Origin of the sequence: Lysinibacillus sp. Ag94 (assembly GCF_023242215.1) — a bacterium.
Lineage (GTDB): Bacteria > Bacillota > Bacilli > Bacillales_A > Planococcaceae > Lysinibacillus.
Genome location: NZ_CP096780.1, coordinates 2,784,015 through 2,810,869 on the forward strand (window position 1 = coordinate 2,784,015; position 26,855 = coordinate 2,810,869).

At 37.1% G+C, this 26,855-nt stretch carries 27 protein-coding genes; 5 read left to right on the forward strand and 22 right to left on the reverse strand.

The window, feature by feature from the left end; all coding sequences use genetic code 11:
• Positions 1-60: 60 nt before the first annotated feature.
• The 10 genes from MY533_RS12860 to MY533_RS12905 form a co-directional block, all read right to left on the reverse strand.
• On the reverse strand, positions 61-1,350 hold the full coding sequence (locus tag MY533_RS12860) for an alpha/beta hydrolase (RefSeq protein ID WP_248716275.1): 1,290 nt from the start codon (positions 1,348-1,350) through the stop codon (positions 61-63).
• Positions 1,351-1,362: 12 nt separating this feature from the next.
• Positions 1,363-2,442 carry a DUF1648 domain-containing protein gene (locus MY533_RS12865; protein WP_248716276.1) on the reverse strand — a complete coding sequence of 360 codons (1,080 nt, stop codon included), beginning with the start codon at positions 2,440-2,442 and terminating at the stop codon, positions 1,363-1,365.
• A 7-nt stretch (positions 2,443-2,449) separates the two neighbouring features.
• Positions 2,450-2,827, reverse strand: coding sequence for a GntR family transcriptional regulator (locus MY533_RS12870; RefSeq protein ID WP_248716277.1), 378 nt, complete (start codon positions 2,825-2,827; stop codon positions 2,450-2,452).
• A 411-nt stretch (positions 2,828-3,238) separates the two neighbouring features.
• The gene (locus MY533_RS12875; RefSeq protein ID WP_248716278.1) at positions 3,239-3,616 is read right to left on the reverse strand and encodes a carboxymuconolactone decarboxylase family protein; all 378 of its coding nucleotides are present in this window, start codon (positions 3,614-3,616) and stop codon (positions 3,239-3,241) included.
• Between the two features lie 210 nt (positions 3,617-3,826).
• Positions 3,827-5,200: an argininosuccinate lyase gene (gene argH / locus MY533_RS12880; protein ID WP_248716279.1), complete on the reverse strand. Its 1,374-nt coding sequence runs from the start codon at positions 5,198-5,200 to the stop codon at positions 3,827-3,829.
• A gap of 83 nt (positions 5,201-5,283) precedes the next feature.
• On the reverse strand, positions 5,284-6,477 hold the full coding sequence (locus tag MY533_RS12885; RefSeq protein WP_248716280.1) for an argininosuccinate synthase: 1,194 nt from the start codon (positions 6,475-6,477) through the stop codon (positions 5,284-5,286).
• 665 nt (positions 6,478-7,142) lie between these two features.
• The gene (locus MY533_RS12890) at positions 7,143-8,483 is read right to left on the reverse strand and encodes a serine hydrolase domain-containing protein (RefSeq protein ID WP_248716281.1); all 1,341 of its coding nucleotides are present in this window, start codon (positions 8,481-8,483) and stop codon (positions 7,143-7,145) included.
• The gene (locus tag MY533_RS12895; RefSeq protein WP_248716282.1) at positions 8,470-8,925 is read right to left on the reverse strand and encodes a MarR family winged helix-turn-helix transcriptional regulator; all 456 of its coding nucleotides are present in this window, start codon (positions 8,923-8,925) and stop codon (positions 8,470-8,472) included. Before MY533_RS12895 ends, MY533_RS12890 begins: the two co-directional genes overlap by 14 nt.
• Before the next feature lie 248 nt (positions 8,926-9,173).
• On the reverse strand, positions 9,174-9,929 hold the full coding sequence (locus MY533_RS12900) for an SDR family NAD(P)-dependent oxidoreductase (protein ID WP_371873250.1): 756 nt from the start codon (positions 9,927-9,929) through the stop codon (positions 9,174-9,176).
• Positions 9,930-9,937: 8 nt separating this feature from the next.
• On the reverse strand, positions 9,938-10,885 hold the full coding sequence (locus tag MY533_RS12905) for an MBL fold metallo-hydrolase (protein ID WP_248716283.1): 948 nt from the start codon (positions 10,883-10,885) through the stop codon (positions 9,938-9,940).
• 461 nt (positions 10,886-11,346) lie between these two features.
• On the opposite strand from MY533_RS12905, the gene proC reads away from it, so the two are divergent.
• Positions 11,347-12,153: a pyrroline-5-carboxylate reductase gene (gene proC, locus MY533_RS12910; RefSeq protein ID WP_142507054.1), complete on the forward strand. Its 807-nt coding sequence runs from the start codon at positions 11,347-11,349 to the stop codon at positions 12,151-12,153.
• 46 nt (positions 12,154-12,199) lie between these two features.
• Positions 12,200-13,210, forward strand: a complete 1,011-nt coding sequence (gene namA / locus MY533_RS12915; RefSeq protein ID WP_248716284.1) for an NADPH dehydrogenase NamA — start codon at positions 12,200-12,202, stop codon at positions 13,208-13,210.
• A gap of 106 nt (positions 13,211-13,316) precedes the next feature.
• Here namA and MY533_RS12920 read toward each other — a convergent pair whose 3' ends face one another.
• The 6 genes from MY533_RS12920 to MY533_RS12945 all read right to left on the reverse strand — a co-directional run bounded on the left by MY533_RS12920 (position 13,317) and on the right by MY533_RS12945 (position 17,727).
• On the reverse strand, positions 13,317-13,670 hold the full coding sequence (locus MY533_RS12920; RefSeq protein WP_248716285.1) for an immunity 51 family protein: 354 nt from the start codon (positions 13,668-13,670) through the stop codon (positions 13,317-13,319).
• 80 nt (positions 13,671-13,750) lie between these two features.
• Positions 13,751-13,912, reverse strand: coding sequence for a hypothetical protein (locus tag MY533_RS12925; protein ID WP_248716286.1), 162 nt, complete (start codon positions 13,910-13,912; stop codon positions 13,751-13,753).
• 315 nt (positions 13,913-14,227) lie between these two features.
• Complete coding sequence (locus tag MY533_RS12930) at positions 14,228-14,866, reverse strand: DUF1963 domain-containing protein (protein WP_248716287.1); 639 nt, start codon at positions 14,864-14,866, stop codon at positions 14,228-14,230.
• 205 nt (positions 14,867-15,071) lie between these two features.
• Positions 15,072-15,701 carry a hypothetical protein gene (locus tag MY533_RS12935; RefSeq protein WP_248716288.1) on the reverse strand — a complete coding sequence of 210 codons (630 nt, stop codon included), beginning with the start codon at positions 15,699-15,701 and terminating at the stop codon, positions 15,072-15,074.
• A gap of 1,083 nt (positions 15,702-16,784) precedes the next feature.
• Positions 16,785-17,237 (reverse strand): SMI1/KNR4 family protein, encoded by a 453-nt coding sequence (locus MY533_RS12940; protein WP_248716289.1) that lies wholly within the window; start codon positions 17,235-17,237, stop codon positions 16,785-16,787.
• Positions 17,238-17,577: 340 nt separating this feature from the next.
• Entirely contained in the window at positions 17,578-17,727 is a 150-nt protein-coding gene (locus tag MY533_RS12945; protein WP_248716290.1) for a hypothetical protein, read from the reverse strand.
• Between the two features lie 674 nt (positions 17,728-18,401).
• On the opposite strand from MY533_RS12945, the gene MY533_RS12950 reads away from it, so the two are divergent.
• Both MY533_RS12950 and MY533_RS12955 read left to right on the forward strand, forming a co-directional pair.
• Entirely contained in the window at positions 18,402-18,611 is a 210-nt protein-coding gene (locus MY533_RS12950) for a hypothetical protein (RefSeq protein WP_248716291.1), read from the forward strand.
• A gap of 27 nt (positions 18,612-18,638) precedes the next feature.
• On the forward strand, positions 18,639-19,607 hold the full coding sequence (locus MY533_RS12955; RefSeq protein ID WP_248716292.1) for a DUF2167 domain-containing protein: 969 nt from the start codon (positions 18,639-18,641) through the stop codon (positions 19,605-19,607).
• A 369-nt stretch (positions 19,608-19,976) separates the two neighbouring features.
• Here MY533_RS12955 and MY533_RS12960 read toward each other — a convergent pair whose 3' ends face one another.
• The 5 genes from MY533_RS12960 to MY533_RS12980 form a co-directional block, all read right to left on the reverse strand.
• A complete protein-coding gene (locus MY533_RS12960; RefSeq protein WP_248716293.1) occupies positions 19,977-20,870 on the reverse strand; it encodes a sensor histidine kinase in 894 nt (297 codons plus the stop codon).
• Positions 20,871-20,884: 14 nt separating this feature from the next.
• On the reverse strand, positions 20,885-21,667 hold the full coding sequence (locus MY533_RS12965; protein WP_248716294.1) for a hypothetical protein: 783 nt from the start codon (positions 21,665-21,667) through the stop codon (positions 20,885-20,887).
• A complete protein-coding gene (locus tag MY533_RS12970; RefSeq protein WP_248716295.1) occupies positions 21,660-22,583 on the reverse strand; it encodes an ABC transporter ATP-binding protein in 924 nt (307 codons plus the stop codon). The genes MY533_RS12965 and MY533_RS12970 overlap by 8 nt, the downstream gene beginning before the upstream one ends.
• A gap of 82 nt (positions 22,584-22,665) precedes the next feature.
• On the reverse strand, positions 22,666-23,337 hold the full coding sequence (locus tag MY533_RS12975) for a response regulator transcription factor (RefSeq protein WP_248716296.1): 672 nt from the start codon (positions 23,335-23,337) through the stop codon (positions 22,666-22,668).
• A 13-nt stretch (positions 23,338-23,350) separates the two neighbouring features.
• On the reverse strand, positions 23,351-23,704 hold the full coding sequence (locus MY533_RS12980; RefSeq protein WP_248716297.1) for a hypothetical protein: 354 nt from the start codon (positions 23,702-23,704) through the stop codon (positions 23,351-23,353).
• A gap of 940 nt (positions 23,705-24,644) precedes the next feature.
• Here MY533_RS12980 and MY533_RS12985 point away from each other — a divergent pair.
• Positions 24,645-25,670, forward strand: a complete 1,026-nt coding sequence (locus MY533_RS12985; RefSeq protein WP_248716298.1) for a DUF2332 domain-containing protein — start codon at positions 24,645-24,647, stop codon at positions 25,668-25,670.
• A 127-nt stretch (positions 25,671-25,797) separates the two neighbouring features.
• On the opposite strand, the gene MY533_RS12990 is transcribed toward MY533_RS12985, so the two are convergent.
• Positions 25,798-26,853: an LLM class flavin-dependent oxidoreductase gene (locus MY533_RS12990; protein ID WP_248716299.1), complete on the reverse strand. Its 1,056-nt coding sequence runs from the start codon at positions 26,851-26,853 to the stop codon at positions 25,798-25,800.
• Positions 26,854-26,855 lie beyond the last annotated feature (2 nt).

Here is a 26,855-nt window from a genome sequence, read left to right on the forward strand (position 1 = left end):
ACTTTTTTTCGCGAGTATTTCTCCACTTCGCGCAGTATTCACCTTTCTACCTTGGCTAGCTCAGTCTCTACCTCCATTCAAAATAAACTGCTGAATGGCTGGCAGTAATTCTTTATGAAGTGGTAATGATGGGTCTGAATATGTCGCTAAATTCTCCGTACGATCTGCTGGAGCATTTTTTAACACATGATTCATTCCATCCATATATACAAGCTTGGCATCTGGCTTACCTTTTTTTAACGCTTCCGCATCCGTTGCAACTACTTGTAAATCGGTTGTTCCTTGAAGAATTAAAACTCGACTATTGACTTTCGCTAACTCATTTGCAGGATTATATTTTAACCATGAAATCATATACGGTTGAACTGAAGAACGGAAGAGTGACTGTAAATCTGGAGAAACGTTCTTTACTAGCTCGCCTTTTTTCAAGGCTGCAAGAGCATCTGTTGATTCTTTTAGAAGCTCTGGCGATAATTGACCTTTTAATTGCTCTAACAAAATTTCATCGGCTGGTCTACCAGAACCTGCTATAGAAACAAAGGACTCTACTTTTGTTTTTTGTGCTGCTAGTAAACCGATCAGTGAGCCTTCGCTATGTCCAATAATATGAACACTCGAATACGCTTTATCGGCTAAAAGGGTATTAATCACTTGAACTGCGTCATCTACGTATTGGTCAATCGTAATATCCTCTTCCTTAATTAAAAGGGACTGATTATCGCCAAGTCCACGTTTATCATAGCGAACAGTAGTAATACCGTCTTTTGCTAACCCTTCCGCTATCATTTTTAAGCTATCATTTTTACCAGCTATTGCTGAATTTCCATCCTTATCAGTTGGACCAGAGCCTGCTATAATAAGCGCAACTGGAGATGGCTCCTTGCTTGCCTTTTGAAGAGCCACTGTTAACGCACCATCTTTAACAGGAATCTTAGACGTTTCATACGTAACTGGTTGTTCTTTAAATGGCTTTAAGACAAGTGGGAATTTGCCACCATTTTGTTGAAACGTTGCTGCAATTTGCCCATCTTTTAATGTTCCGTTAATGACAACAGCCGAGCCACTTAAATTAATCGAAACACTCACTTGATCACCATCGTATTTGATGCTTTTAAATGGATAATTGGATAATCCTTGCGCTGGTACTGATAATGTCCCACTATCTTTCTGCAAATCGACGATAATCGGAAGCGTTCCGTTTGGCGTTTTTATATTCCCTTCCCATTTACCTACTAGCTGTTCATTCATTTTATTGTCCTCCTTTATCTCTTTACCTTTTGTGTTGTCCTCCTTTTGTGCGCATGCTGCTAATAATAAAAGTGTACAACAAAAAAATAATAGTTTTTTCATAAAATCCTCCCTCTAAATGAAAATGACTAATAAGATCGGTAAAAATATTACAAGTAAAATGATATAGCTCCATTTATTCGCTAAATTCACAGTCCAACCAACGCGGTATTTCTTTTGCACTAATAGTGAAGGATCATTTTTATTGATGTAAACAATCCCCCATTTCCAGTATCGATCATCGTCTGCAGCTGTTTCGTTTGTCTGTAAATCATCAAAGCGCTCATTACTGTTACTTAACTTCCAAATTAACAGGATAAGTCCCCCTAAAAAGACGAACATAAAAACAATAAAAAGCGGGAAAAAGTAAGGAGCTGTTTGATTTTTTAAAATAACTGTCGTGTAATGTAAAACAACAAAAACAAATGTCATACTATAATTAATCGCTGCTAAGTACCAGCTACCATATTTACGCTGGTTAAGCTCTCGATTTGCTGAAGCTTCTTTTGCTTGTGCACTCAATTGTATTTTGGCATTTTTCATACCGATACTGATGATGAAAAAGCTAATTTGTATCCCTAGTAAAATAAGTGGCATTACAATAACTGCTAGCCATGTTTTTTCAGTCCTACCGTCTACCTCACCTGCTGCATTCCAATGGGTAGCAAAAACATCTGGGATGGCATTGTAATTCATATAGGTAAAAGTAATCAATGCTAAAGTGATAATAATCGGTAATACGAAAAATGTAGGTGAAAGTACTTCATCTCGATCTCGAAAAGATAAATCCATCACATAAACAGTTTTTACATGTGCTTCCCAATTTTCTTGTTTTTTCAGATTTTTTGTTTTTATATGATAAAACATATAAAATCCAGCTGCTATGAGAAGCACGACATACAGCAAAACAAAGGATAATAAAACAAATTGCTCTTCTTGAATGGACGTAAACAGTAGTAAAATTTGACCTATAAAACATGCAACTGCTATGCTCCCGACCATCATGCTGTAATGTTTTTTAAAAATAAGTAATTGTTGATGTTGCACATAAGGTTCTGGAATAGATACACCAAAGACAGTTGTTTTTCTCGCTAAATATGGTGTTACAGTTTCCAGTACACCTACAAAGATAAAAATGCTTAATATAAAAAGCATATTTCCCCTACTTCCATTTTTTTAAAATTCGATGAAACAAACTTGTCATTTGATCTTTTTCGAGACCCCGTGCAATGGCCTCTGCCAAAATTGGTTTTAATGCATTTTCTACTTTTTCGACTTCCGTCTCTTGCAGTTCTTTTTTTTGACCACCGATAATGATTGCCTTTGCTTTCGGCTTTAATTCGATTAAACCTTTTTCTTCAAGTTCATGATAGCTCTTACTAACCGTGCTGACATTAATCCCTAAATCTGCAGCCATTGAACGAACTGAAGGTAAAGTATCACCATTTTTTAGCTTTCCCTTAGCAATCAGCTCAATTAACTGATTCGCTAACTGTTTATAGAGCTGTAATTCACTGCTTGGATCTAAATGAATATTCATTTTACCCCTCCCATCTGTATCGCTTATCACCAAACAGAAATCTGTTATACAAAGAGTAATACAGATTTCTAATAAAGTCAAATTCTCTCTAAAATGCGAAATAAAAAAGGACCCAGAAAAATTCTGGATCCCATGAACACTTATTTCTATTTGATTTGATCTGTATCGGTTTTTGCTTCTTCTTAACAACAGCAAAACAGAATATCCTCTGCCTCACTGATTTCATAAGATTTTAGAAGCTCACCCTATACAGTTGTGGCGGACTTTCCTGAGATTCCTGGTCTTTGGGTGTTTGACTACTCATTCTACATCCTCCCAATCATTTTAGATTAATAAGTGATTCCGCTCTTAATATGAACCGTTTCATAAATGTTTATTCATGTAATATGCAATGTTATAAAATTAAAACTCCTAAGCTTCTTCTTGAAAGATTTGTTGCGCAATGATTAAAGCATTTTGGACACGCGGAAAACCAATGTATGGTACTAATTGTAATAATGCTTCCACAATTTCTGTCTGTGTCAAACCTGCATGTAGACCACGTTTAATATGGGTTTTTGTTTGTGGGGCAGCACCTTGAGTTACTACCGCTGTAATGACAACAAGTGCACGGCTCTTTGCATCTAGCCCTGGTCGTGAATAAACATCACCATAGGCAAATTCAATAATCATTTTGCGTAAATCTGGTGCTATGTCAGCTAGCACATCTGCCTCAATCATTCGTGCCGCTTCTTCCTTTGTTACATACTGTTTAATTGTTTCTAACCCCTTTGTAAAACGCTCATTCATTGACAATCCCCCCATTGTTATTTCTTTACACAAAAACCCCAATTCCGCGTCTCCAGAATTGGGGATTGTCCTTCACCTATGTAAGGGTCTCTTTTCCGTTTCACCCTCTGGCTCTAACGAAAAAGGAAAATGTTTTTTCATAGTGCCTCACTGGACAGCTTTAATGAATATCTATGCAAAAGTCACAAGGACATGCACGCTAAGTTATAGTTACACGAGACAGGCTTTTGCCTTTTCAATTTGGGTAAGTACTTGATCAAATCCTGTTCCACCTAAAGAATGACGACGACGAACAGCAGCTTCAGGTGCTAATACATCGTATATATCTGCTTCGATAAGCTCACTTTCTTTTTTCATGTCTGCAAGCGGTAAATCTAATAAGTAAATGCCCTGTTGAATACATGTGAATACAAGTTTTCCTGTCACTTCATGTGCTTCACGGAAAGGCATACCCTTTGTTGCTAAATAATCTGCAAGCTCCGTAGCATTGGAGAAGTCAGCGTGTACCGCCTGATGCAAACGCTCTGTATTGACAGTCATTGTACGAATCATACCTTCAAAGATTTTTAATGAACCAAGAATTGTCTGAACTGTATCAAACATACCTTCTTTATCTTCCTGCATATCTTTGTTGTATGTTAACGGTGTTCCTTTCAGAACCGTTAATAAGCCCATTAAGTTACCGTAAACGCGTCCCGTTTTTCCACGGATTAACTCCGCCATATCAGGATTTTTCTTTTGTGGCATAATAGAAGAACCTGTTGAAAAGGCATCATCTAATTCGATAAATTTGAATTCATCTGTCGACCACAAAATAATTTCCTCTGCAAACCGAGATAAATGAGCCATTAATAATGATGAATTACTTAAAAATTCAACGATAAAATCACGGTCACTTACTGCATCCATCGAGTTCGCATAAACTTCGCTGAAGCCTAAAAGCTCTGCGGATTTTAAGCGATCGATTGGGAAAGTAGTACCTGCCATGGCACCTGCACCTAAAGGCAAAATATCAATACGCTTAAGCGACTCCGTAAAGCGTTGTTTATCACGCTCTAACATCCAGAAATAGGCCATCAAGTGATGGGCAAATGAGATAGGTTGCGCACGTTGTAAATGTGTATAGCCTGGAGCAATTGTTTTGACATGCTCCTCAGCCTTTTCAAGCAATGTCTTTTGGAATATCTCAATTAAACCAATTGTTTCCTTCACACGTTTTTTCAAGAAAATATGCATATCCGTTGCTACTTGGTCATTTCGGCTACGGCCAGTGTGCAGCTTACCACCTACAGGACCAATTAAATCAATGAGCATTTTTTCCAAATTTAAGTGGATATCTTCATTGGCAACTGTAAATTCAAGCTCCCCTGCGATTGCTTTTTCTTGTAATTGTGCAAGGCCATCGAGAATGGTCTCTACGTCAGCTGCTGGTAAAATTCCTGTTGCGCCAAGCATCGTAACATGTGCTACGCTACCTTCAAGGTCTTCTAGAACAAGCTGTTGGTCAAAGCCAATCGATGCGCCGAACTCGTCCACCCATGCTTCTGCCGATTTTTGGAAACGCCCGCCCCAAAGTTTTGTCATAACAGCTCACCTTTTCCTTAAACTCTTTTTAAAAAAGGTGTAGTACAGCGTTTAATGCTACACTACACCCTGCTGTCAAAAGATTATTTTTTATTTACTGAAGAGTTAACCACTGTTGGCAGACCCCATAATTCGATGAAGCCTACTGCTGAAGCATGGTTGAATTGATCTTCTTTAGAATATGTTGCTAGCTTTTCACTATAAAGTGAATTTGGAGATTTACGTCCTTCCACAATTGCATGACCTTTGTAAAGCTTCACGCGCACCGTTCCGTTCACAAACTTTTGTGATTCAGCAAGGAATGATTCCAGTGCTACACGTAATGGCGAGAACCATAAACCATCATAAATTAATTCAGATAATTTTTTCTCAATGACTGGCTTGAAGTGTGCTAACTCTTTTACAAGCGTTAAGTCTTCAAGTTCCTTATGAGCCGTTAATAGAACTTTTGCTCCTGGAATTTCATATACTTCACGGGATTTAATACCAACTAAACGGTTTTCAACGTGATCGATACGACCAACACCGTGTGCTCCAGCTACTGCGTTTAGCTCTTGAATTAAATCGGCAAGCTTCATTTCTTTACCGTTTAACGATACTGGTTTACCTGCAACGAATTCAATTTCTACGTATTCCGCTTCATCTGGAGCGTTTTCCACAGAAACTGTTAAACCATATGCTTCTTCTGGTGGAGATACCCATGGATCTTCCATTACACCCGCTTCATTTGCACGGCCCCATAAGTTTTGGTCGATTGAGAATGGTGAATCTAATGTTGCAGGAATCGGTACATCATGTTTCATTGCATATTCGATTTCCTCATCACGGCTCCAGCCCCATTCACGTACAGGTGCTAAAACTTCCAAGTCTGGATTTAACGCTTTGATAGAAACTTCGAAACGAACTTGGTCATTACCTTTACCTGTGCAACCATGAGCTACTGCGTCCGCACCCACTTGGTTTGCAATTTCCACTAGTTTTTTAGAAATTAATGGACGAGAAAGTGCCGATACTAGTGGATATTTTTGTTCATACCAAGTATGAGCTTGTAATGAGATTAATGCATATTCTTCAGCGAATTCATCCTTCGCATCTACCATATATGAGTCAATTGCTCCTACTTGAAGAGCTTTATTTTTTACAAACTCAAGGTCTTTCCCTTCACCAACATCAAGACAAACTGCAATAACGTCCCAGCCTTGTTCTTTTAACCACGGAATTGCTACAGAAGTATCCAGACCTCCTGAATATGCTAATACTACTTTTTTATTCGCCATATAAAACGCGCCTCCAATTAATCTATTAGATATGTATGTTTATACATTCATTTAAAACTTTATACACGAATAGTATCATGTTATAAAAATAAAAACAAGTGTATTTTTATAAATTTATAGACTTTTATGTTTATTGTAAAAAGTGTGTCATTACAACACTTTAAGCGCTTGTACAAACTATGAATAGTTTTACTCGAAAAAACGACTTTTTACGCGCAACATGAATGTATATAGTATTAATTTCGGGATAGTAAATGGCTGTTCTGCAATACGGGGAGTTGATTTCCAGATGGGGCCGCTTCACTTGCGTTGCTCGCTTCAAGGTCTCATATGTGAAGCTGATCCCGAGAAGTCGCCCATCCTTCATTCCAACTAAACGCTTCACTTATCTTGCATGTCTTTTATAATTCTTTGTTTTTAAACGCTATTAAAAAGAACCCATTGTGTAAAATGAGTTCTCATGACAACAAAAAGATAAATATTAATTTATGTGTAGTTTAGTTGGAAAACGAAACTCGATTGTTCAGTACCTGTCACAAAGTACTCATTGTTAAGACTACAATTCAGTTTTATAGAAACTAAAAAAGCTAACATCTACAATCTGTGAATTCATTATGCACAACGGTTTTATTTGTTCTAAAATTATTAAACTACAAAATATTTTATTAACCTTTAAGTACGTGGTCGGTTATTTTTTTAGCGATCGTTTTTTGACCATCATTATTAACCGTTAATATATCTTGCTTTATCGTTACGAGAATGCCTAAACTGCGTAAGAAAAATTCATCTTCTTTTATCGCATGTAACTCGAGTGGCATTGTAGAAGGTAGGAAAATGTATAAGCGATTGTCCTCTTGTAACGCTATTTCCACTGTATGTTCAGGTTGTTCTTGGAGTTGATATTTACCTTCATAGCTCTGTAAAATTTCGACTGGTAAATGCACAGCTTTATATTGTTCAGGCTTTTTCGGTAAATGGAATTCATGTGTTATTACCGCTTTTTCAATCGCTTCACCAATAGCTATTTCATAATCCACTTCTTGTTCTTTACTGCGTAAAAATACAAAGATTGTCTTAGATTGTGGATAAATTTTAAATGTAGTGGCATACCCAGGCCATCCACCGCTGTGCCATACACATTTCCCCAGTTGTTCATCCTCATAAATAATCCAGCCCATACCATAAGAAAAAGGTTGCTCTGCTGTAAGAGCTGAGGGCGTAAAGGCTTGCTCAAGTAAAGCTTCATCCCAAAGTTGTGCTTGAATAACAGAACGCCCTAATTTCCATAAGTCCTCTACTGTTGAATAGATTCCGCCATCGCCAGTTATATAATTTAAACAAGTAGTACTTTTCGTTTCATCAAATTCTGAAGGGTCCACATATTGCCCGGAATACACATCAAACACGTAGCCATGCGCAATTTCATTCGTAAATTGTTTTGTAAAAGTAGTGGACGTTACAGTTGTATGCATCATATTTAAAGGTTTAAATATAGCTTCATCCATAAATTCAGTAAAACTTTTATTCGCCACACGCTCGATTAAAAGAGCTAATAGGACATAACCTGTATTGCAGTATTCCATTCTCTCACCTGCTACAAATAGTCGAGGTGGTGCATATTGAATTAATAGCTGCAGAACATCTTCATTTGTGGCAGCTGTTGTTTCATCCCAATTTGAAAACAATGCCATATAATCAGGCAAACCTGATGTATGGTGTAATAAGTGGCGCACAGTAATATTTGTATAAGGTAAATTATCAAACCATTGGCTAATATCATCATCAAATGTTATTTTCTTATCTTGTACTAAAAGTAAAATTCCCAATGCTGTAATCGGCTTTGATACAGAAGCTAAGTTAAAACGTTGATGAAGTCCCATGGGCGCGTGTGTTTCTATTGAAGCTTCTCCATAAGCACCTTGCAATATAATTGTCTCATCTTGTGCAAGTAAAACAGTACCATTAAACGTATTTTCAAGCTGTTTTTTTACATTATTCCAATCCATTTTCAATTTCCTCCTCAACAATTTGATATAAGCGCTGGATTAAACTACGCAATTGTTCTAAATTTTCCACAGGCATTTTACTATAAATTTTATCAAGAATAAGCTTATTAATTTGCTCATCGCGATGATAATACGCCTCTCCGTTTTCAGCTAACAGAACAACCACTTCCCTGCGATTATTTGAGTTAATATCGCGTTTAAGGTAGTTTTCTTTTTCAAGTCTCGCTACTATTTGACTCACAGCACTTGGGGAGATTTCCATATAGTGCGCAATTTCGCCCATTGTACATTTTTTATGCTTGTGTACATAATCGATTACCATCGTTTGTTTCATCGATAAATCATCTTTAAATAGAGCTTCTTGTGCCTTCGCTAATTTTACATTCATTTCATAAGTATATTGATTAATGTCATCGACTATTTGTTTTATATTTTCAGTCATCTTTATCAGCCCTAATATTTTAGTTAACTTAAATGTTAATCTAAATAAAATGTTTTGTCAATAAATAGGTGGTTTTTGAAAGTTCATCATTATAACATGTGGTTGATTTCCCAGAGGGCGTCCGATGCAAATGAAGGTCCATAAAAAAACTGTAAACACTCAACTTGAGTACGTTTACAGTTTAACTTCTTTCAGTAATTATTTTCAGTAACGACAGTTACAATTCTGCTGAGGCATAATTGACTAACCTATTTTTTATTGAAAAATGACTTACCTAAAAATTCAACAGTTGCAGGTGCCATTGCATACAGTTTGCTTGTTAACCCCATGACCCTTGGTAAATTAACCTCTCGAACTGGTCGTTCAATCGTTTTTACTGTTGCTTGTGCCACTTCTTCAGCTGTAAGTAAAAATCTTCCTAAAGACTCGCGATAGCCACTTTCATCACTCGCCTTATCTAAAAATGGTGTATCGATTGGACCTGGATGTATCGCCGTAACTTTAACATTATACGGAGCAAGTTCCATGCGAAGCCCATTTGTAAAACCGACAATCGCATGCTTTGTAGCAGCATAAACACTAGCCTTAGGTGTCGCTACCTTTCCTGCCTGTGAGCCGATGAAGATTAATTGACCTTGCTGACGTTGTATCATAGGTTCTGCTAGACGTTTTGCTAAATACATCGGTACACTGACATTTAGCTCTACCATTTGTCTAATCGCTTCATCTGCTAAGTCTGTTGCATTGCCAAATTTACCTACCCCTGCAGATAAAATAGCTACATCCAGAGGCGGTAGTTGTGCGTATACTTCATCGATTGTAGCTAAATTAATTAAATCTGCTTGAATCACATTGGCGCCTACGCGTTCTAATGCTTTTAATGCAACCGCATTGCGTCCTGTTGCATAAACTGTATGACCCTGTGCTACTAATAATTCTGTAATTTTCAATCCTACACCACTTGTTGCACCTGTAACGAAGATGGTCTTTTTATTCATGTTCATATTTAAACCTACTTCCTTTGAAATAAATAGATACCTTCTTCCGTTTTTGTAGATGTAATGAAATTGTTAGCCTCTAAGTAATCTAAATAGCCGAGCGTTTTGGACAACGTCAGACCAAACTGACGCTGAAAAACAGCTGGATAAAAGCGCTTCGTTACTTGTACAGCAGTTAATGGTTCATCTCCAAATAATTCACAAACCTTCAAAGATTGCTGATGCTGCCGTTCTAGTCGTTTATCAATTAAATCAGGAATATTCTCTAGCTCAGCACCATGTCCTGTATACATCTTTTTTACGGGTAATCGACGTAAAATTTCTAGTGATTCATTATATTGTAGTAACGATTTAGTACGTCCTAATGTACGGTCTAGTGGTGGCTCAATTAATGGATTTGGCGTTATTTTTGCAAGCAATAAATCTCCACCTATTACATCATGAGTTTTTTCATCCCAGAATATTAAGTGACTTTGTGCGTGTCCTAATGTTTCAATAGCCTTTAATCCTGGATGTCCTGGCACTTCATCTCCATCGTTAAGTATTTGTGTTAAAGGTCGTTCACCTACAAGCTCTATTTCACGGCGGACATGGACACTCGGCTGGATATATTCTTGAGGAACTCCGTGCTCAAATAAGCGCTCACTGTAAAACTGCACATGGTAACGTAAAAAATCCTCGTCATGACGAAGCCATTTATCATTATAGGCATGCCCTACAATTTCTGCGTTCGGAAAGGCATCCACCCAACCTGCATGGTCTGGATGATGATGGGTTAACACAACCTGTTCAATATCTCGCATATCAAAGCCCATTGCTCGAATACCCCTTTTAAGTGCTTCATAGGCTTCCATTGTTTTTGGACCAACATCAAAAATGGTTAATGCATCTCCTTTTACAATAAATGCATTCACATCTCCTACTTCATAGGGTGTTGGTATTTCTATTTTGTGTATAGACAAAAGCTGTTTCCCCCTTTAATGCAACTAGTGAATACCTATTCATTCTATTTTACAAGTTTTTCTTCTTTTCGTCACCCTTCTGTTGACAGGTTGACGTATTATTAATATAATTTTGAATAATCTAATTATTTTTGTGCGTTGATGAAGCCAAGTACGTAATTGGTGAAGGTGTCTTAGAGAGTGTTACATTTGCTGAAAGTGACATCACCCGCTCCCATTACCGAACCTACTTCTGAGCAGTTATGAAAACATAACCGTTTCCCTTGCGATAAAAGGGCTATGAGTTGTGCCAATTGGCAAACAAAGGTGGTACCGCGGAAACAATAGCGTTTTCGTCCTTCTTTATAAGGACGGGAGCGCTTTTTTTTATCTTCATTTCAGCAGATATTTTGGTAGCGAAAGCAACGCGGCAGCTACTATTGCGCCAAGGTAAATTGATTTCGAGAACTGGAGGTTTTATCATGAAAAAAATACTATTTATTGGTGCAGGCTCTATGGCAGAGGCATTGATTCAGGGCTGGATTAAACAAAAGGTATTTACAGCACAAGAAATTTACGTCACCAATCGCACAGACAAGGAACGCTTACAATTTTTACACGACACATATAATGTAAATAGCAATTTTGATGATGCTATTTATCAGCAGGCTGATTTAATCATTCTAGCGATGAAACCAAAAGATGCTGTTGTAGCGATGCGTGAGCTAAAGCCTAAAATTACAGAGCAATCAGCCGTTCTTTCTATTTTAGCTGGTATTGCCATTACTACTATTACAGAACATTTAGGTGCTCGTCCAGTCGCACGCGTTATGCCTAACACTTCTGCTACTATTGGGATGTCTGCGAGCGGAATTGCCTTTAATGACGAAGTGACAGCAGAACAACGCGCTCTTTTCTTACAGCTTTTAGAGGCGATTGGTTCAGTTATTGAGGTAGATGAGGATCAATTACATGCTGTAACCGCCCTTTCCGGGAGTGGGCCAGCTTATATTTATTATTTAATGGAGGCATTTGAACGGGTTGGTACAAAGGTCGGTCTCTCGAAGGATACAGTACGACTATTAATGACGCAAACACTTGCTGGTACTGCAGAAATGCTAAAGCAATCCGTCGACGAGCCTGATGTATTACGCCAAAAAGTAACCAGTCCGGGCGGTACAACAGAAGCTGGAATTAAAGCTCTAGAGCAATATCAATTTAATGAAGCCATTGAAGCATGCATTAAAGAAGCTGAAGCTCGATCTCGATTACTTGCAAATAGTAAATAATGTGTGCCAAAATAAAGTATATCACTAGGGATTAGGGGGCTTTAAATTGGCTAAATTATTCGAACCTTATCAATTGCAAAATATCACTTTAAAAAACCGTGTAGTGATGGCGCCGATGTGTATGTACTCGGCACAGGATGATGGACTTGTCACACCTTTCCACCAAGTACATTATGCAACGCGGGCTGCTGGTCAAGTTGGTTTAATTATTGTCGAAGCTACAAGTGTTGTACCAGAGGGTCGTATTTCTAGTAACGATCTTGGTATTTGGGATGACGCTCATATTGAAGGTTTAAGTCAATTAGTTCAAGGAATGAAAGTATACGGAGCAAAAACTGGCATACAGCTGGCACACGCTGGACGTAAAGCAACTGTAGATGGAGAAATATTTGCGCCATCAGCTATTGCATTTAGCGATGCTTTTAAAACGCCAACAGAAATGACACTGGAAGACATTGAATATGTTGTAGAAGCATTTAAACAAGCAGCTGTCCGGGCAGCTAAGGCAGGCTTTGATGTTCTTGAAATCCATGGGGCACATGGCTACTTAATAAGTGAATTTTTATCACCAGCAACGAATAAACGCAATGACCAATACGGTGGCTCCCAAGAAAATCGTTATCGATTATTACGTCAAGTCATCGATGCTATTCGTAGTGTTTGGGAAGGCCCTTTACTTGTACGCGTTTCCGCTGAGGACTATGCAGAAGATGGTACAACAATGGATGATTTCATCGTCTTCAGTCGTTGGATGAAATCACAGGGAGTCGATTTAGTAGATGTTTCTACAGGTGGTGTCGTGCAAGCACATATTAATGTTTTTCCAGGCTACCAAGTAACGCATGCTGAAGCAATTAAGCATGGTGCTGATATTCCAACTGGAGCAGTCGGGCTTATTACGACAGCTATTCAAGCAGAGGAAATTTTACAAAATAATCGTGCTGACTTAATCTTCCTAGCGCGTGTTCTTCTGCGTGAGCCATATTGGCCACTTCATGCTGCTAAAGATTTAAGAGAAGAAGTTAAACCTCCAGTGCAATACGTACGTGGTTGGTGAAAAATAGCGGTATAGCGACTATTCATCAACATATAAAAAAACAGCTTGTTGCTTTATGCTAACAAGCTGTTTTCATGTTAATAAACAGGATTTTGTTTAAACTCCTTTAATCCAATTCTGCACGAGAAAATAAATCCGTAATAGACGATTCATCTTCACATGTATTTTTAAATGAAATAGCAAACTTCTCTAATGCTTCTTTATCGAAGGAATATGCACAAAACAAGCTAGCTTCTGAATTAAACTTGACAATACCTTTTAATTCAGGCATTTTTTCTTCAAGAAAGACAATCGCCAAGGATTCCCAATCATAACCTCCTCCTTCAAATCCCTCATCAGATCGAGTATCAAAAATTTCTTTCTTATATTCCCCAACATCTAAACATAACGACGCAGAGTCCCTATCATGATCCACCCAAAAAAACGGAGCAATTTTCTGTTTATTATTAATAAAATTCATCGTAACCCTCCACTAAAAAAATTTAAATAGCAGGCATCAATTCCCTGATGTGTTTGCAACAACGATTGCATCATCAGGATCTAACTTTCTTCGTAATCCATATATTTTAATTCTCCTGTTTGGAAATCAATCCAAAAATCATTGTCTGCATGATTATCAGCAAAAGGGATATGAAACAGAGGGAAGTTCTCAAAATCCTCGTAATAATCAATCCTTCTATCTTTTGCTCTTTTTATGGACATTGTATATTAAGAATCCCCTTCATCATCGGTTAACAGAATATGAAAAAACTCCTAACCTCTATCTAGAAATAATCGTTAGCTAGTTTATAAAAATAATTAAGGTAAATATATGCCCCTTTAGTAAACACCCCTCTATTTTTAGCAAGATAAAACTCTATAAAATCTTTTTCCCCTTGGAAACTCATCAGATACAATTTCGTTAATCTTTGGAGCCGATATCCCCTACCAAGAATTTTCAAATAAAATATCTTTATTCAGAAATTCTAAATGTTACCTTTAGTATTATTGTTCATTTTAGTTTACTTCCTTCTTTTCTTAAGTACATTGTGTAAAAAAAACACCTGCATGTTTTTGATCAACATTTTTATTTAAAAACAAATATCCGACCGAGTCACTAAGGCTAAACACATCCTGGAATCCTTCAGGAAAGTCACCACCATAAATTTGTAGGCAAAATTGATAATCATCCAAACCCATATCTTCTACTTGTAACAAAGATGGTTTATTACCAATCAACGAACCACAGTAAATCTCTAGATCATCTAAATTTCCCTCTTCAACTTCTTCTAAATCTACTTCTTCTCCCAAAATGAACTTTTGTGCTGGTATTAGATAATCTGACTCATTTCGAATATCACCAGCTTTATGTAATAAAACTTTTGTATATCCTTTTTTAATATTTTTCAACTCTTCTTGATCTCCATGAAAAGTGATTGAATCTAAAAAGTAATCATCCCTCTTATAAGTTGTAAAAACAGATAGCAGCTGTTCTTTTGGTAAGTTTACATTTAAAGTTTCATTAAGAAAATTCGTAGGTAAACTAAGTACAAGTGTTAATTTATCTCCATCTGGATTTAATGGCCAATCAATATTTTCGGGTAAGAAGCTATATCCGCCAAGACGAGCCAAATTAGATTCATTTTCCACATCATTAAAAATAACTTCAATTGACATTTTTTCAATACCATCCTTATTTTCTATGTATATACCTTTAAAATCATAATTCTATATGTTTCCCTCTTCGTTCCAATCCAGCGTAATCTGTCCCGTAACATGGTCATTTCCAAATTTTTATATACTTACATACATCTCATTTAACACCCAATCATGGAATAGACTCCTCTATTTTTACATCCTGTTTGAACCCTATCTCTAACAACTATGAATATTGCCAATATCCTACTATTGGAGTCTTTATCGAATCCTCCGTCACAATTGCATACAAATACACAGCACCAAACCCAAATGGAAGACTAGTTCTTGAATCGAATACCCCATCTGGATAACCGTCCTCATCAATTTGACACAAGAAACTATATTTATCTTTTTCTAATTCTGTGATATAATATTCTTCTTCTTGAATAAGGAAGGGATTTCCTCCATATTTAATAAAAAAAGGTGTATCGAAAGCTTGTTCTTCACTCACATTAATACCTTCTGATATATAGTGTTTAACTATTCCAAATTCGGTATAAGTAGATGACATACTTTCTTTCGAAATTGGATGTTCGAACACGAGCAATGAGCAGTTTGGATAAATATTTTTTGAAATACGATTTTGGTACTCTTTTGGTATAAAGATAGAAATCATATTATTTTTATCTAGTGGACTTACAAAACAAAGATAGAAGTGATATTCAAATTCAGTTTCACTAAAAAGTTCACTTTTATCATCGAAGTACGCTGGAGCATTTCCACCAAACCATCCATTACCTACATTTCGGTTCTTGTCTAGTTGAAATATAATACTTTCTTTTCGCCCAACTAATATGTTATTTTTATTCTCCATATTATTTATCCAAATAACTTAATTCGGATTTCCCCCTTTGCATTTAGTACTTTCTACAGATTAACTATGTATTTCAACATATTCTATTACTTGTTTTTCTTAATTCCATAATTTTTTTCAGTTGCAAATGCGGCATGGATTTCCTCCAATTTAAATGTGACTTACTCTTCAAAGTATTTATAAGATTCTCTTATACACCCACTTGCAACATGTCTCTATAAGGCGTATCTAATTCTGTTCCCTAGACCATCATTAATACACGCTATCTAATAATTATATTAACCCCCTTAAATGTTAGCTCATCAAAGCCGATTTCCATAATGCTATTTCCCTTCGTATCATGTGCAAAATGTTCAGTGGAGGAAAAATCACAAAACATCTCGTAGAAAAAGCTTTCTAATTATTATAAAATTTTATAAAGCACGAGTCTCTTTTAATTGGTGCTTCCATTATTTATATTAATCATCTCCATTAATTAATTCTAGATTTTCACTTAGCGTCCTTACCAATTGCTTTTATCTTTTTCCAGCTATTCTATAATTCCATTCGACAAAATAAGATTGTATTCTTGAGCCACAACTTCAATAACTTCATCGTAACATTCAAGAAAATAATGCTTAAATCCCTTTTCAAACAGTGTCTTTTCCTGTTTCAAAGTCGGAATCAATCACTTCACAAAAGCACGTATCCAATAAATTTTCGTTAAAATAATCCAGACCACAAAGTCCAAACTTGACTACAGTTTAAAAATGAAAGAAATATCAATGTATCGTTCTTCTGTGGAGGTATTTGATGCCAACGCTGTTGCTAAATTTAACGAAAGTTCAACTTCTCTTGGATATCGATCCATTATTAACTTTTTTAAAATCAACGCATCTCTAGCATCTATTACACCCAACTGTTGTTGTATCAATAAATTTGGTTCTCATTATACCTCCATATTTTATGAGTTAAAGGCAGGTTTTCGGTCATCATAACAAAATCTATCAAAGTCCTTGCGATGGGGCTTCCAGCGATTTTTCCTTCCTTACATAGGGAGACAAAGAAGAGAGATTATACACTTTCCTTACTCCTCTTCTAGAATTAAGCATCCTCGCAGCATTCATCCTCACATTTTTCAAGATTATTTATGAAGGTTTCAAAGCTGTTTGATAAAAAATTAATGCATCTTTCTGTAACTTCCCCTAAGTCCATCCAGATAAGAACGACATTACCGGTTTCTAGATCCATGCAAAATAAATTACCACCCCAATCATTTGCAAACGGAAGATATTTTTTGGGAAGTGCACCCCTATTTATAAAATCTAGGTAGCTTTCTTCTAGTAAAGTTGAGCTATTTTTATATTTCATTGAAGAAAATGCGGCAATTTCCGTTTCAAGGTCAATATCTTGCGCATAATAACAAGGTTTAACTGGAATCCCACCATTAAATTGTAAATAATGTTCTTTCAACTCTTCTGGTAAATTAAATCCCAATTTAGTTTCTACATCGTTTAAATCGCTTATTGTTAGTTGAGTAGAACATTCTATAAACATCTCTTCACTCCTTAGTACTATTTTCATGTCATTTTTTCTTGATTGATTATATTTATAGCAAGACATAGTCCTTATCCAGCCTCCCAAATGCTTACAACCATTTTACTAATAATACTATAAATTACTTAGATTGTAATTCTCTTAAAAGGAAGTCCCTGAATCAAAAACCAAAGTTTCAAAGCATTTTACATTTCTGAAGCCGATGTAAAAAAAAATATGCAAAAGAAGGATTTAATACCTCCCCGCATATGCTTTGAAAAAAGAGCTTTCCATAATGCAACCCCAAAAAATTTAGATTATATATAGTGAAAAATCTCCTTCAACTAACAAAACTAACCTATTAAACTTTTAAACAAGATAATATAGTAACCAACTGTTCTTTGATTTCTACAAACTTTAAGTCCTCACCAAAATCAAATATTTCAACGATATCTTCTATTAAAGCTGGTTTCCCGAATTTCAATTTATACGCTAATCGACCTCTCCTCATCGATACCTTCATTGTTAAGGATAAACATTTAACCCAGTTCCATTATTAAAAAGAAACTGTAGTTAATAATCGGTTCTATATTTCCTACCTTTTCTTCACTTTTTTGAAGAATATACATAGGAATCATTTCGTTTCCGAGAACACCTGACCAAGTACATAGCGAAAGATCAATTTTTTCACCAGCACCTTCCAATTGTATTTTAGGCCATTTTTTCTCACCCTTTACTTCTACTAAACCGTGTATGACTGATGAAATTCAATCGCATATTTTAGGCATCCTCAATACACGTATTACCAGTTTCTGTCTTGTGCGATAACTATAATTAAAAATAGGTTAACATAAAGACAAAGCAATAAAAACGAATTATTGTCTAACAACCCCGAAAATTTGGTAACAATTTTGCATTGGCGTAACTGTGCTGCGGCTTCGCTTTCGGACAGATAAACAATGTGACCGGATATTGAATTGTGCCTGCATAATTCAATATCCTTAAATATTAGTTACTTTTGTAAATCGTTTTTAAATAGAAAATCCGTAATCATTAGAAATATCCTTTTATTTCTAATGATTCATAATTACTACAGAACACATATGACTATTTACATCGTTGCCACATTTTGGGTTATATGATAATCTACAAAAGTATTTTCCATTATTAAGGGGAGGGTTAGTTATGTTACGTACTGGTATTATTTTTTTAATTTTAGGGTTAGGGGCATTCATACTACCGCAATTCGGTATTCAATTCAAACTATTTACCGTTTTTGGCAAAATTTTTGGCGGAGGGGAAACCTTTGTTGAAATTGCTTTTGCAGGTATCGGCGCTGTCCTAGTAGGCATTCATTTATTTAAAGGAAATAAGGACAAGTCGTCCGCAGCGTAAGAACACAGATTTGGGAGGAAGCTATTTTTGAAATCGTTGATTGCAAAACTATTAAAATCAGTAACTGTTATGACACTTATTTTGATGGCGTGTGCGATTCCTGCATACGCCGAAGAGGAGCTGAAATGGGTAGAAGGTGGACAGAAAGTCGATGTAGGAACCAATTTAGCGGAACTTCAATTAGGTAGCGATTTTATTTTTCTTGATGCCGAAAATACGAAAAAGTACATAACGCAGAGCGGAATGGAACCGAACGGGGAAGAAATCGGTGTGATTTTCCCAAAGGATGAAAAACAGAATTGGGCTGTTTATTTCGAATATACAAAATCTGGACATATAAAAGATGACGAAAAAAAAGATATCGATGCTGACGCTTTGCTGGAAAGCTACAAAGAAGGCACGAAAGAAATGAATAAAGAATCAAGTCCTGAAAATCAGTTATTCGTTGACAAATGGGATGTTCCTCCGTTCTACGACAACGACTTACACAGTTTGTCATGGTCTTTATTGGCACATGATAATCAGAATAACGGCGTTATTAACTACAATGTGAGACTTCTATCGCGTGAAGGCTATATCTCGGCGATACTCGTCTCAGATCCGGAGAATTTGAAGAAGGATCGTATAGTGTTTAACAACAAAATCCTGTCGCAGTTTAACCTAAAGAAGGGACAACGGTATGAGGATTTTGACAGCAAAACCGATAAGGTAGCTGATTTCGGCTTGACTGGATTAATTCTTGGAGGCGCGGGTCTAGCGGTTGCCAAAAAAGTGGGCTTTTTTGCTATAATTCTCCCACTATTGAAGAAATTTTGGATCGTGCTTGTGCTGGCTGTAGGCGCGATTTGGGCCTTTATTCGCAAAAAACTGGGATTGAAGAAAGAGCAGTCAGAGCTGCAATCGGAACAGTCGGAACAACCGGCACAATCGCAGCAACAGGAACAACCAGAACAGGATCCGGCGAGTGAACGCAGCAAGGTTAATTCGCATGAGTAATAACCACTAAGGAGTGGTTAATGTATTGTTCCAAAAATAAGAATAATCTAAGCCCCTCCTAGCACGATAACTGAGTGCTTAGGAGGGGCTTTTTATCAATGGTTTTATATCCATACAACAGTTATAACATTGTTTTTCCCGCTAAAAATCGCTGATAGAAATGCAAGTTTCGCTGATGGAACCACGAACATCGCTGATTAAAGTGCAAAAATCGCTGATAGAACCCTGAACATCGCTGATTAAAGTGGAAGAATCGCTGATAGAACCCTGAACATCGCTGATAAAAGTATAAGAATCGCTGATAGAACCGCGAACTCGATGATTAAAGTGCAAAAATCGCTTATTGCCAAGATGCACTAAACTACTTGGCTACTTATATTTCAAATCCTTTTTTACACACACTAAAAACTCAATCATGCCTTCTTCTATTTTGGCTGTTGCACTTCCACCTAATTTTTCTGCTAGCAGCCTGACAATAGATAACCCTAGTCCAGTGTTTTTACGTCTGGAATTGTCTGTTGTGTAAAATCGATCAAAGAGTTGGTTAGGATTTAGTTGACTATTTTCATCAATCGGATTTTGAAAACGGATATATGCATGTTCTTCTTCTAACCACATCTTGATCGTTACATCCCCTTGCGCATGCATGAAACTATTTCGTACTAAGTTTTGTACGATGCGTAAAAGCATTTCTTCATCAGAGTGAATAATGAGCGGCTCAAAATTTGGTAAGTTGACGGCTATTCCTTTTTGTTCAAATTGTACAAAGGCACCAGCAATCTCTTCAAATACTATGTTTGCTATATTAATACGATCTTTTTTGGGCTTATCTTCATTACTATGCAAATAGGAATATTCAAAAAATGTTGCTAATAATTGCTCTAGTCTTCCAACATGTTTTTGTGCGATTTCAAGCTTTGCAAGCTGCTTTTCTGTTAAAGGTTCTTTTAAAAGCATTTGTTGATAGCCCTTTATCGCAGTGAGCGGCGTACGAAAATCATGCGAAATGTTTGAAATCATTTCCTTATAGTATTTTTCTTCCCGCTTAATATACGACCTTGATTTTTGTGATTCTATTAATATGCGATTTATATTTGCCACTAGTTGATTTATTTCTTTGTTTAATAGCTCTACGCTAATTGGCTGTGTATATTGCTCATGTAGACGTTGTGACAATTGTACGTTCATCAATTGTAGTTGCCTTTGTATATAAAAAATATAAAATAGTAATCCTACAATGATTACAATTGCCACAATCCACATTCCCTACCATCTCCTTACTTGATTTCTGCTTTTCTAAATGTCATGAATGTTACATATATAATGACTACTATAAATACGACACAAATGGAGACGGCCGAAATTAAATCACCTTTACTCATGCTTACATTAATCGCAAGATACTCCGCTGAATAGGGTGTGAAGGACAATACTTTATCTACCATCTTAAATGAATTCTGAAAACTAGCAACCTGCCCAAAGAACATGGACATCATGTAATACGCAGCTACTACAAGCACCGATTTTCTGAAGGCAAACGCCAGTAAAATACAAGTCGTTAACTGCGCAAGATAGACTATAGTCATAGTGCTCATTATTGTTACGTAATCGGCAAAGCTACCACTAGTAGTCGCCGTTAGAATGCTTAAAAAACCTGCTGCTTTCCCGCCCATACTAAATGTGCTGTCCATTGATAAACCAATTATTGTCACGATGATATAAGGACTTACAAGAACAATAAGTAAGATCCAAAAAACAATCGCTTTACTGATGACTATTTGGATTCTTGCAAAGCCGCTTATAATCGGATGATGGATATTTTTTGTATCAAAATCTGAACAAATAAGTGTAGTGGCAAGTACTGCGCCTACTATTGACATCATATTCATATCAGATAGTAAAAAACCAACGTTGCTGATGCTGTCATTTATTGAGTTATTGCCTATAGCATAAGCAATACTAAACATTGCTGTTGCAGAACATGTTGTAAGAGCCAGTAAGACCCAAAATATTTTGGATTTAGTTGTTTTATAGAGGTAAGCACGTACTAAATTAAACATGGCGCTCACCTCCAATTAACGTAAGGAAGTAGTTCTCTAATGTGTCTCCTTGTAGACTAAATTCCGTAAGTGTTACCCCATTTTCAAATAAGGCGGTTGATACGTCCCCAAGATTCTCTAAGAAATCATACAATTTAATCGTTTTATTTGGCATGACTTGAAAATTTTGTGTTTTAAGAATTGTTTCTAATACATGTGCACATTGTTCGGGAGCTATACAACCAATGCGAATATAATGTCTACATTCTTCGTCGAGCTGTTGTTGCGTCATTTGTTTCATAATTTTCCCTTTATGAATAATGATATAATCAGTTGTTGTTTGATAAAGTTCCGGTAAATTATGACTCGAAATTAAAATTGTCATCTGTCGCTCTTCACAAAGACGTGTTAAAAGCTGACGAATTTCAACAACACCTATAGGATCTAACCCATTCACTGGCTCATCTAAAATCAATAGCTCTGGATTAGTTAATAACGCAATAGCAATGCCTAAACGTTGTTTCATGCCGAGTGAAAAATGCTTAGCTTTCTTATTGTTTGTACTCGTCAATCCAACCAATTGCAGTATTTCATCTTCTAGCTCCTCATTCGGAATCCCTCGCATTAAACGATGATATTTAAGGTTTCCTTTTGCGGTCATATCAGGGCTAATCGCTGGTTGTTCAATCATACTAGCAATCCGTTTTCGTTGCTGCTGTATTTCCTTGTCAGATGATTTTCCAAATAACTCAAATGAACCTTCTGTTTGAAAACTAATTCCTGAAACAATTTTCATTAAGGTTGTTTTTCCCGCACCGTTTTCACCAATTAGCCCATAAATACGTCCTTCTTTTAATTCGATTGATACGTCGTGAAGTACTGTATGCTTTTTATATGTTTTCGTTAATTGATTTGTTTTTAATATGGTTTCTCCCATATTAAGCACCTCCCTTTCATATTCATAGATTACTCATGAAAGGTATAGATAAAGTAAAGATGACGTATAGATTACGGATGATTTATGGACGTAAACGATAGCCAAGCCCACGAAGCGTCTCGATATAATCTGCTTGTGGATTTTTTGTCTTTAATTTATGTCGAAGATTACTAATATGAATTTTAATAATATGTTCATCCCCTAAATATTCTTCTTGCCAAATGGATTCATATAAATTTGCTTTCGTAAATACTTTTTCTTGGTTTGCCATAAACAATTCGAGCAGTAAATATTCCTTTGCAGTTAGTAAGACCTCTTCACCCCTCACTGTAACCCGCTTAGCGACATCATCCAGCACTATATCCCTGTATTGCAGCTGCTTCATTGGTGTAGCTTTTTTAACACGACGTAATATCGATTCAATACGAGCGAGAACCTCACCAAGGTCAAAAGGTTTCGTAATATAATCGTCCGCTCCTAAACGAAGCAAATCAATTTTTGTTGACACTAAATCTTTTGCTGAAATCATAACAACAGGTACATCCGAAATAGCGCGAATTTCTTTTAATAATTCATCACCACTTTTATAGGGAAGCATAATATCAAGAAGCACAATATCAAACTCATTTTGTAGAAATGCTCGATGTCCTTCTATTCCATCCATCACACTTGTTACCTGATAATCTGCTTGCTCAAACAATTCTGTTAACATTGCATTTACATCTTCATGATCCTCAACCATTAAAATTCTCATTACAACCACACCTTTAATAAATATGCCTCGGCATAATTGCGTCCGGAATCGGCTTAGCGCTTAAGCCTGCATAATATTTTTTGCGCGAAAGCGTAGTGTCAGCAGCAGGATGCAGGTCGCTCAGCTCGGCCTTTCCGTCGCTTCGTCTTTTCTTTCCGTCGTTCTGCTCGGGCCTTCCGTCGCCTTCTTTCCCATCCGTCACTCTGCTCGTGACTTCCGTCGCTTCGCCTTTTCTTTCCGTCGTTCTGCTCGGACCTTCCGTCGCCTTCTTTCCCATCCGTCGTTCTGCCCGGGCCTTCCGTCGCTTCGCCTTTTCTTTCCGTCGTTCTGCTCGGGCCTTTCCGTCGCCTTCTTTTCCATCCGTCATTCTGTTCGGGCCTTTCCGTCGCTTCGCCTTTTCTTTCCGTCGTTCTGCTCGGGCCTTCCGTCGCCTGCTCTTCCATCCGTCATTCTGTTCGGGCCTTTCCGCTTCGCCTTTTCTTTCCGTCGTTCTGCTCGGGCCTTTCCGTCGCTTCGTCTTTTCTTTCCGTCGTTCTGCTCGGACCTTCCGTCGCTTCGTCTTTTCTTTCCGTCGTTCTGCTCGGGCCTTCCGTCGCCTTCTTTTCCATCCGTCGTTCTGCTCGTGACTTCCGTCGCTTCGCCTTTTCTTTCCGTCGTTCTGCTCAGGCCTTCCGTCGCCTTCTATCCCATCCGTCGTTCTGCTCGGGCCTTCCGTCGCCTTCTTTCCCATCCGTCACTCTGCTCGTGACTTCCGTCGCTTCGCCTTTTCTTTCCGTCGTTCTGCTCGGCCTTTCCGTCTCTTCTCCTTTTCGATTCGTGACATCCGCCAGTGGCTTTACCTTCTTTGCTGAAAAAAAGTTAAATTATCCCTATTAATATTATATGGGAATTCATGTTAATAAACATTAAATAATTTTATTAACTATCACCCTATTGTTCTAGCTGATGCCTATGAACTGTAATACTTGGCAGCGATAAATGAAGTTCTTCTGCGGCTACTCGAAAATTACAAGTTTTAGTGGCAACTACAAAAGACTGTATCCATTTATAATCCAAACGCTCTCCTCTTTCAATCGTTTATGCCTCGGCATAATTGCGTCCGGAATCGGCTTTGTGCTTGCACAAAGAACTCCTTCCTGATTCCGTGACATTCGCCGGAGGCTTTAACTTCTTTCAGCGGCTATTTGAACACCCGCTGAAAGATCAATCTTTTTAATCAACTTCATTAACTATATTTAATTTACTAAATTATCCAATAATAATACACTAAAATTAGCTCGTTTACTTTTAACAAAGGGGAGAATTGTATGTTAGCTAAATTAAGTAAGCAATTTCGTACTTTTGCCAAAAATGAATGTGAAAATTCAAGTCCACTATATGAATATTTAGCCAATAAGATTGCCGATGATGATGAAATATTGAAAGTTGCCGCAGTTATCCCAAAAGGACAACCTGTACCTAATTTATTATTAGCTGGCGTTCAGTATTTACTGTCATCAACCAAAGACGATTTAGTTAATTTTTATCCATCCTTAACGACAACACCAAAGCCAACAAATGAAGTGTATCCTGTTTTTAAAGCGTTCGTATTATCCCATTCAGATGAATTGCAGACTTTATTTCAAGAAAAACTAGTTCAGACTAATGAGATTCGCCGCTGTACTTACCTTTATCCGATGATGACAGAGATTTATGAAAGCCATCAAAAACCTTTAGCCTTAATAGAAATCGGGGCAAGTGCAGGACTTCAACTTGGGATGGATCAATATAATTACTGCTATAATCAACAGCTTCATATAAACCATTCAAATAGTGCTTTCGTTTTGTCCTCAGAAAATCTAGGAGAAACGCTTCCAGCTTCCATTACAAATGCACCTGTTGTTTGTAAACGTATTGGGATCGATTTAAATCCTATTGATATTCATAATGAGGAAGAGCTTCGATGGCTCCAAGCATTAATTTGGCCAGAGCATCAAGAACGTAGACTTTTATTACATCAAGCACTCCCTATTTTAAAAGAACTTGATTTAGAATTGATAAAAGGAGATGCTATCAAACTGATAAAAGAAATTAGTAGAGATATAAATCAAGATGCGCAATTAGTTGTTTATCATACGCATGTGGCCAATCAAATCCCAATGGAGTTACGCCTTGAACTAATTAAGCAATTAAAAGAGATCAGTATGGAACGCCCTCTCTATCATTGTTATAACAATTTATTTGATATACAACTGCATCAAGATTTTATGGATCAAGGAGAAATAGCATCTATCCGTAAACTGGAACGCCCTGATGGTCATGCGCGATGGTTCAAGTGGTCCAACCACAACTAAACATTAACACGAAAAAACGCTACATGAGATTTAATCACATGTAGCGTCATAAAGTATGGCCCTCCGGCAAAACGAGGAGGTGATTTCCGTTTCGGCTAATCGTTTTTCTGGAGTCGTCTGGCCCTCCTTATTTTGTGGTATATTTTTTGATCACAGGTAGAATATCGTTCCCAATAATTTCAATATTTTCCATTAATTTATCGAATGGCACACCGCCAAAATCAATTTGTGCCATAAATCGTTGCATGCCATAGAGCTCGTATTGATACAGTAATTTTTCAATAATTTGCTCCGTACTTCCGACCATTAAGGCGTCTTTTGTATCCGGTGCTTCCGCAAATTGTTGCTTTGGATAACCTGCGCCACGAATTGCTTGGAATCCTCCATTTAAATGGGGATACATCCCTTGTAGTGCCTCTTCCGTCGTATGTGCAACGTGGAATAGGCTTGTTGTAGCAATCGGTAACTCTTTCGGATCAAAGCCACTTCTCTCTGCTGCTTTTCTGTAGGCATCTACTGATGGCTTAAAGTTAGCTGCGGGGCCACCTAATGTCGTTAGCATCATCGGAATGCCCAGATAGCCTGCTTTAATGGCACTAGCAGGTGGTCCACCAACAGCTCGCCAAATTGGCAATGACCCGTTTTTAGGTTGTGGCAAAATTTGCGCATTGTGAAGTGGTGCACGGAATTGCCCTTCCCAAGTGACCAGTTCGTTGTCATTTATTTTTTTCAATAACGCTAATTTTTCTTCAAAAATTTCTTCATAATCCTTTAAATCGATACCTAGTAATTGATATGCTCCAACACGAGAGCCACGCCCTGCGACTATTTCTGCACGTCCATCTGAAATTAAATCAATCGTTGCAAAATCTTCATATACGCGTACAGGGTCAGAGACACTAAGGACTGTTGCGGAGCTTGCTAATTTAATTTTTGATGTAGCGTGTGCGATTGCTCCTAAAACAACTGTGTGTGCCTGTGTCGTAAAGTACGATTGATGACTTTCGCCAACAGCAAAGACATCAATACCCGCTTGTTCTGCAAGCTGACTTGCTTTAATTAGCTCTTGGATTCGTTGTTGAGCTGAAATACGTTCACCTGTTAATGGATTTGGAATATGATCCCCTAATGAATATAGGCCAAATTCGATGCCTTTCGATTGATCAATACGGTATTTATCCATAA

What these genes read in the sequence shown, in the direction of transcription:
- MY533_RS12860 (WP_248716275.1), bottom strand. Translation starts at nt 1,350, where the DNA reads ATGAAAAAACTATTATTTTTTTGTTGTACACTTTTATTATTAGCAGCA.
- MY533_RS12865 (WP_248716276.1), bottom strand. Translation starts at nt 2,442, where the DNA reads ATGCTTTTTATATTAAGCATTTTTATCTTTGTAGGTGTACTGGAAACT.
- MY533_RS12870 (WP_248716277.1), bottom strand. Translation starts at nt 2,827, where the DNA reads ATGAATATTCATTTAGATCCAAGCAGTGAATTACAGCTCTATAAACAG.
- MY533_RS12875 (WP_248716278.1), bottom strand. Translation starts at nt 3,616, where the DNA reads ATGAATGAGCGTTTTACAAAGGGGTTAGAAACAATTAAACAGTATGTA.
- argH (WP_248716279.1), bottom strand. Translation starts at nt 5,200, where the DNA reads ATGACAAAACTTTGGGGCGGGCGTTTCCAAAAATCGGCAGAAGCATGG.
- MY533_RS12885 (WP_248716280.1), bottom strand. Translation starts at nt 6,477, where the DNA reads ATGGCGAATAAAAAAGTAGTATTAGCATATTCAGGAGGTCTGGATACT.
- MY533_RS12890 (WP_248716281.1), bottom strand. Translation starts at nt 8,483, where the DNA reads ATGGATTGGAATAATGTAAAAAAACAGCTTGAAAATACGTTTAATGGT.
- MY533_RS12895 (WP_248716282.1), bottom strand. Translation starts at nt 8,925, where the DNA reads ATGACTGAAAATATAAAACAAATAGTCGATGACATTAATCAATATACT.
- MY533_RS12900 (WP_371873250.1), bottom strand. Translation starts at nt 9,929, where the DNA reads ATGAACATGAATAAAAAGACCATCTTCGTTACAGGTGCAACAAGTGGT.
- proC (WP_142507054.1), top strand. Translation starts at nt 11,347, where the DNA reads ATGAAAAAAATACTATTTATTGGTGCAGGCTCTATGGCAGAGGCATTG.
- MY533_RS12920 (WP_248716285.1), bottom strand. Translation starts at nt 13,670, where the DNA reads ATGAATTTTATTAATAATAAACAGAAAATTGCTCCGTTTTTTTGGGTG.
- MY533_RS12925 (WP_248716286.1), bottom strand. Translation starts at nt 13,912, where the DNA reads ATGTCCATAAAAAGAGCAAAAGATAGAAGGATTGATTATTACGAGGAT.
- MY533_RS12930 (WP_248716287.1), bottom strand. Translation starts at nt 14,866, where the DNA reads ATGTCAATTGAAGTTATTTTTAATGATGTGGAAAATGAATCTAATTTG.
- MY533_RS12935 (WP_248716288.1), bottom strand. Translation starts at nt 15,701, where the DNA reads ATGGAGAATAAAAATAACATATTAGTTGGGCGAAAAGAAAGTATTATA.
- MY533_RS12940 (WP_248716289.1), bottom strand. Translation starts at nt 17,237, where the DNA reads ATGTTTATAGAATGTTCTACTCAACTAACAATAAGCGATTTAAACGAT.
- MY533_RS12945 (WP_248716290.1), bottom strand. Translation starts at nt 17,727, where the DNA reads ATGAGGAGAGGTCGATTAGCGTATAAATTGAAATTCGGGAAACCAGCT.
- MY533_RS12950 (WP_248716291.1), top strand. Translation starts at nt 18,402, where the DNA reads ATGTTACGTACTGGTATTATTTTTTTAATTTTAGGGTTAGGGGCATTC.
- MY533_RS12960 (WP_248716293.1), bottom strand. Translation starts at nt 20,870, where the DNA reads ATGTGGATTGTGGCAATTGTAATCATTGTAGGATTACTATTTTATATT.
- MY533_RS12965 (WP_248716294.1), bottom strand. Translation starts at nt 21,667, where the DNA reads ATGTTTAATTTAGTACGTGCTTACCTCTATAAAACAACTAAATCCAAA.
- MY533_RS12970 (WP_248716295.1), bottom strand. Translation starts at nt 22,583, where the DNA reads ATGGGAGAAACCATATTAAAAACAAATCAATTAACGAAAACATATAAA.
- MY533_RS12975 (WP_248716296.1), bottom strand. Translation starts at nt 23,337, where the DNA reads ATGAGAATTTTAATGGTTGAGGATCATGAAGATGTAAATGCAATGTTA.
- MY533_RS12980 (WP_248716297.1), bottom strand. Translation starts at nt 23,704, where the DNA reads ATGACGGATGGAAAAGAAGGCGACGGAAAGGCCCGAGCAGAACGACGG.
- MY533_RS12985 (WP_248716298.1), top strand. Translation starts at nt 24,645, where the DNA reads ATGTTAGCTAAATTAAGTAAGCAATTTCGTACTTTTGCCAAAAATGAA.
- MY533_RS12990 (WP_248716299.1), bottom strand. Translation starts at nt 26,853, where the DNA reads ATGGATAAATACCGTATTGATCAATCGAAAGGCATCGAATTTGGCCTA.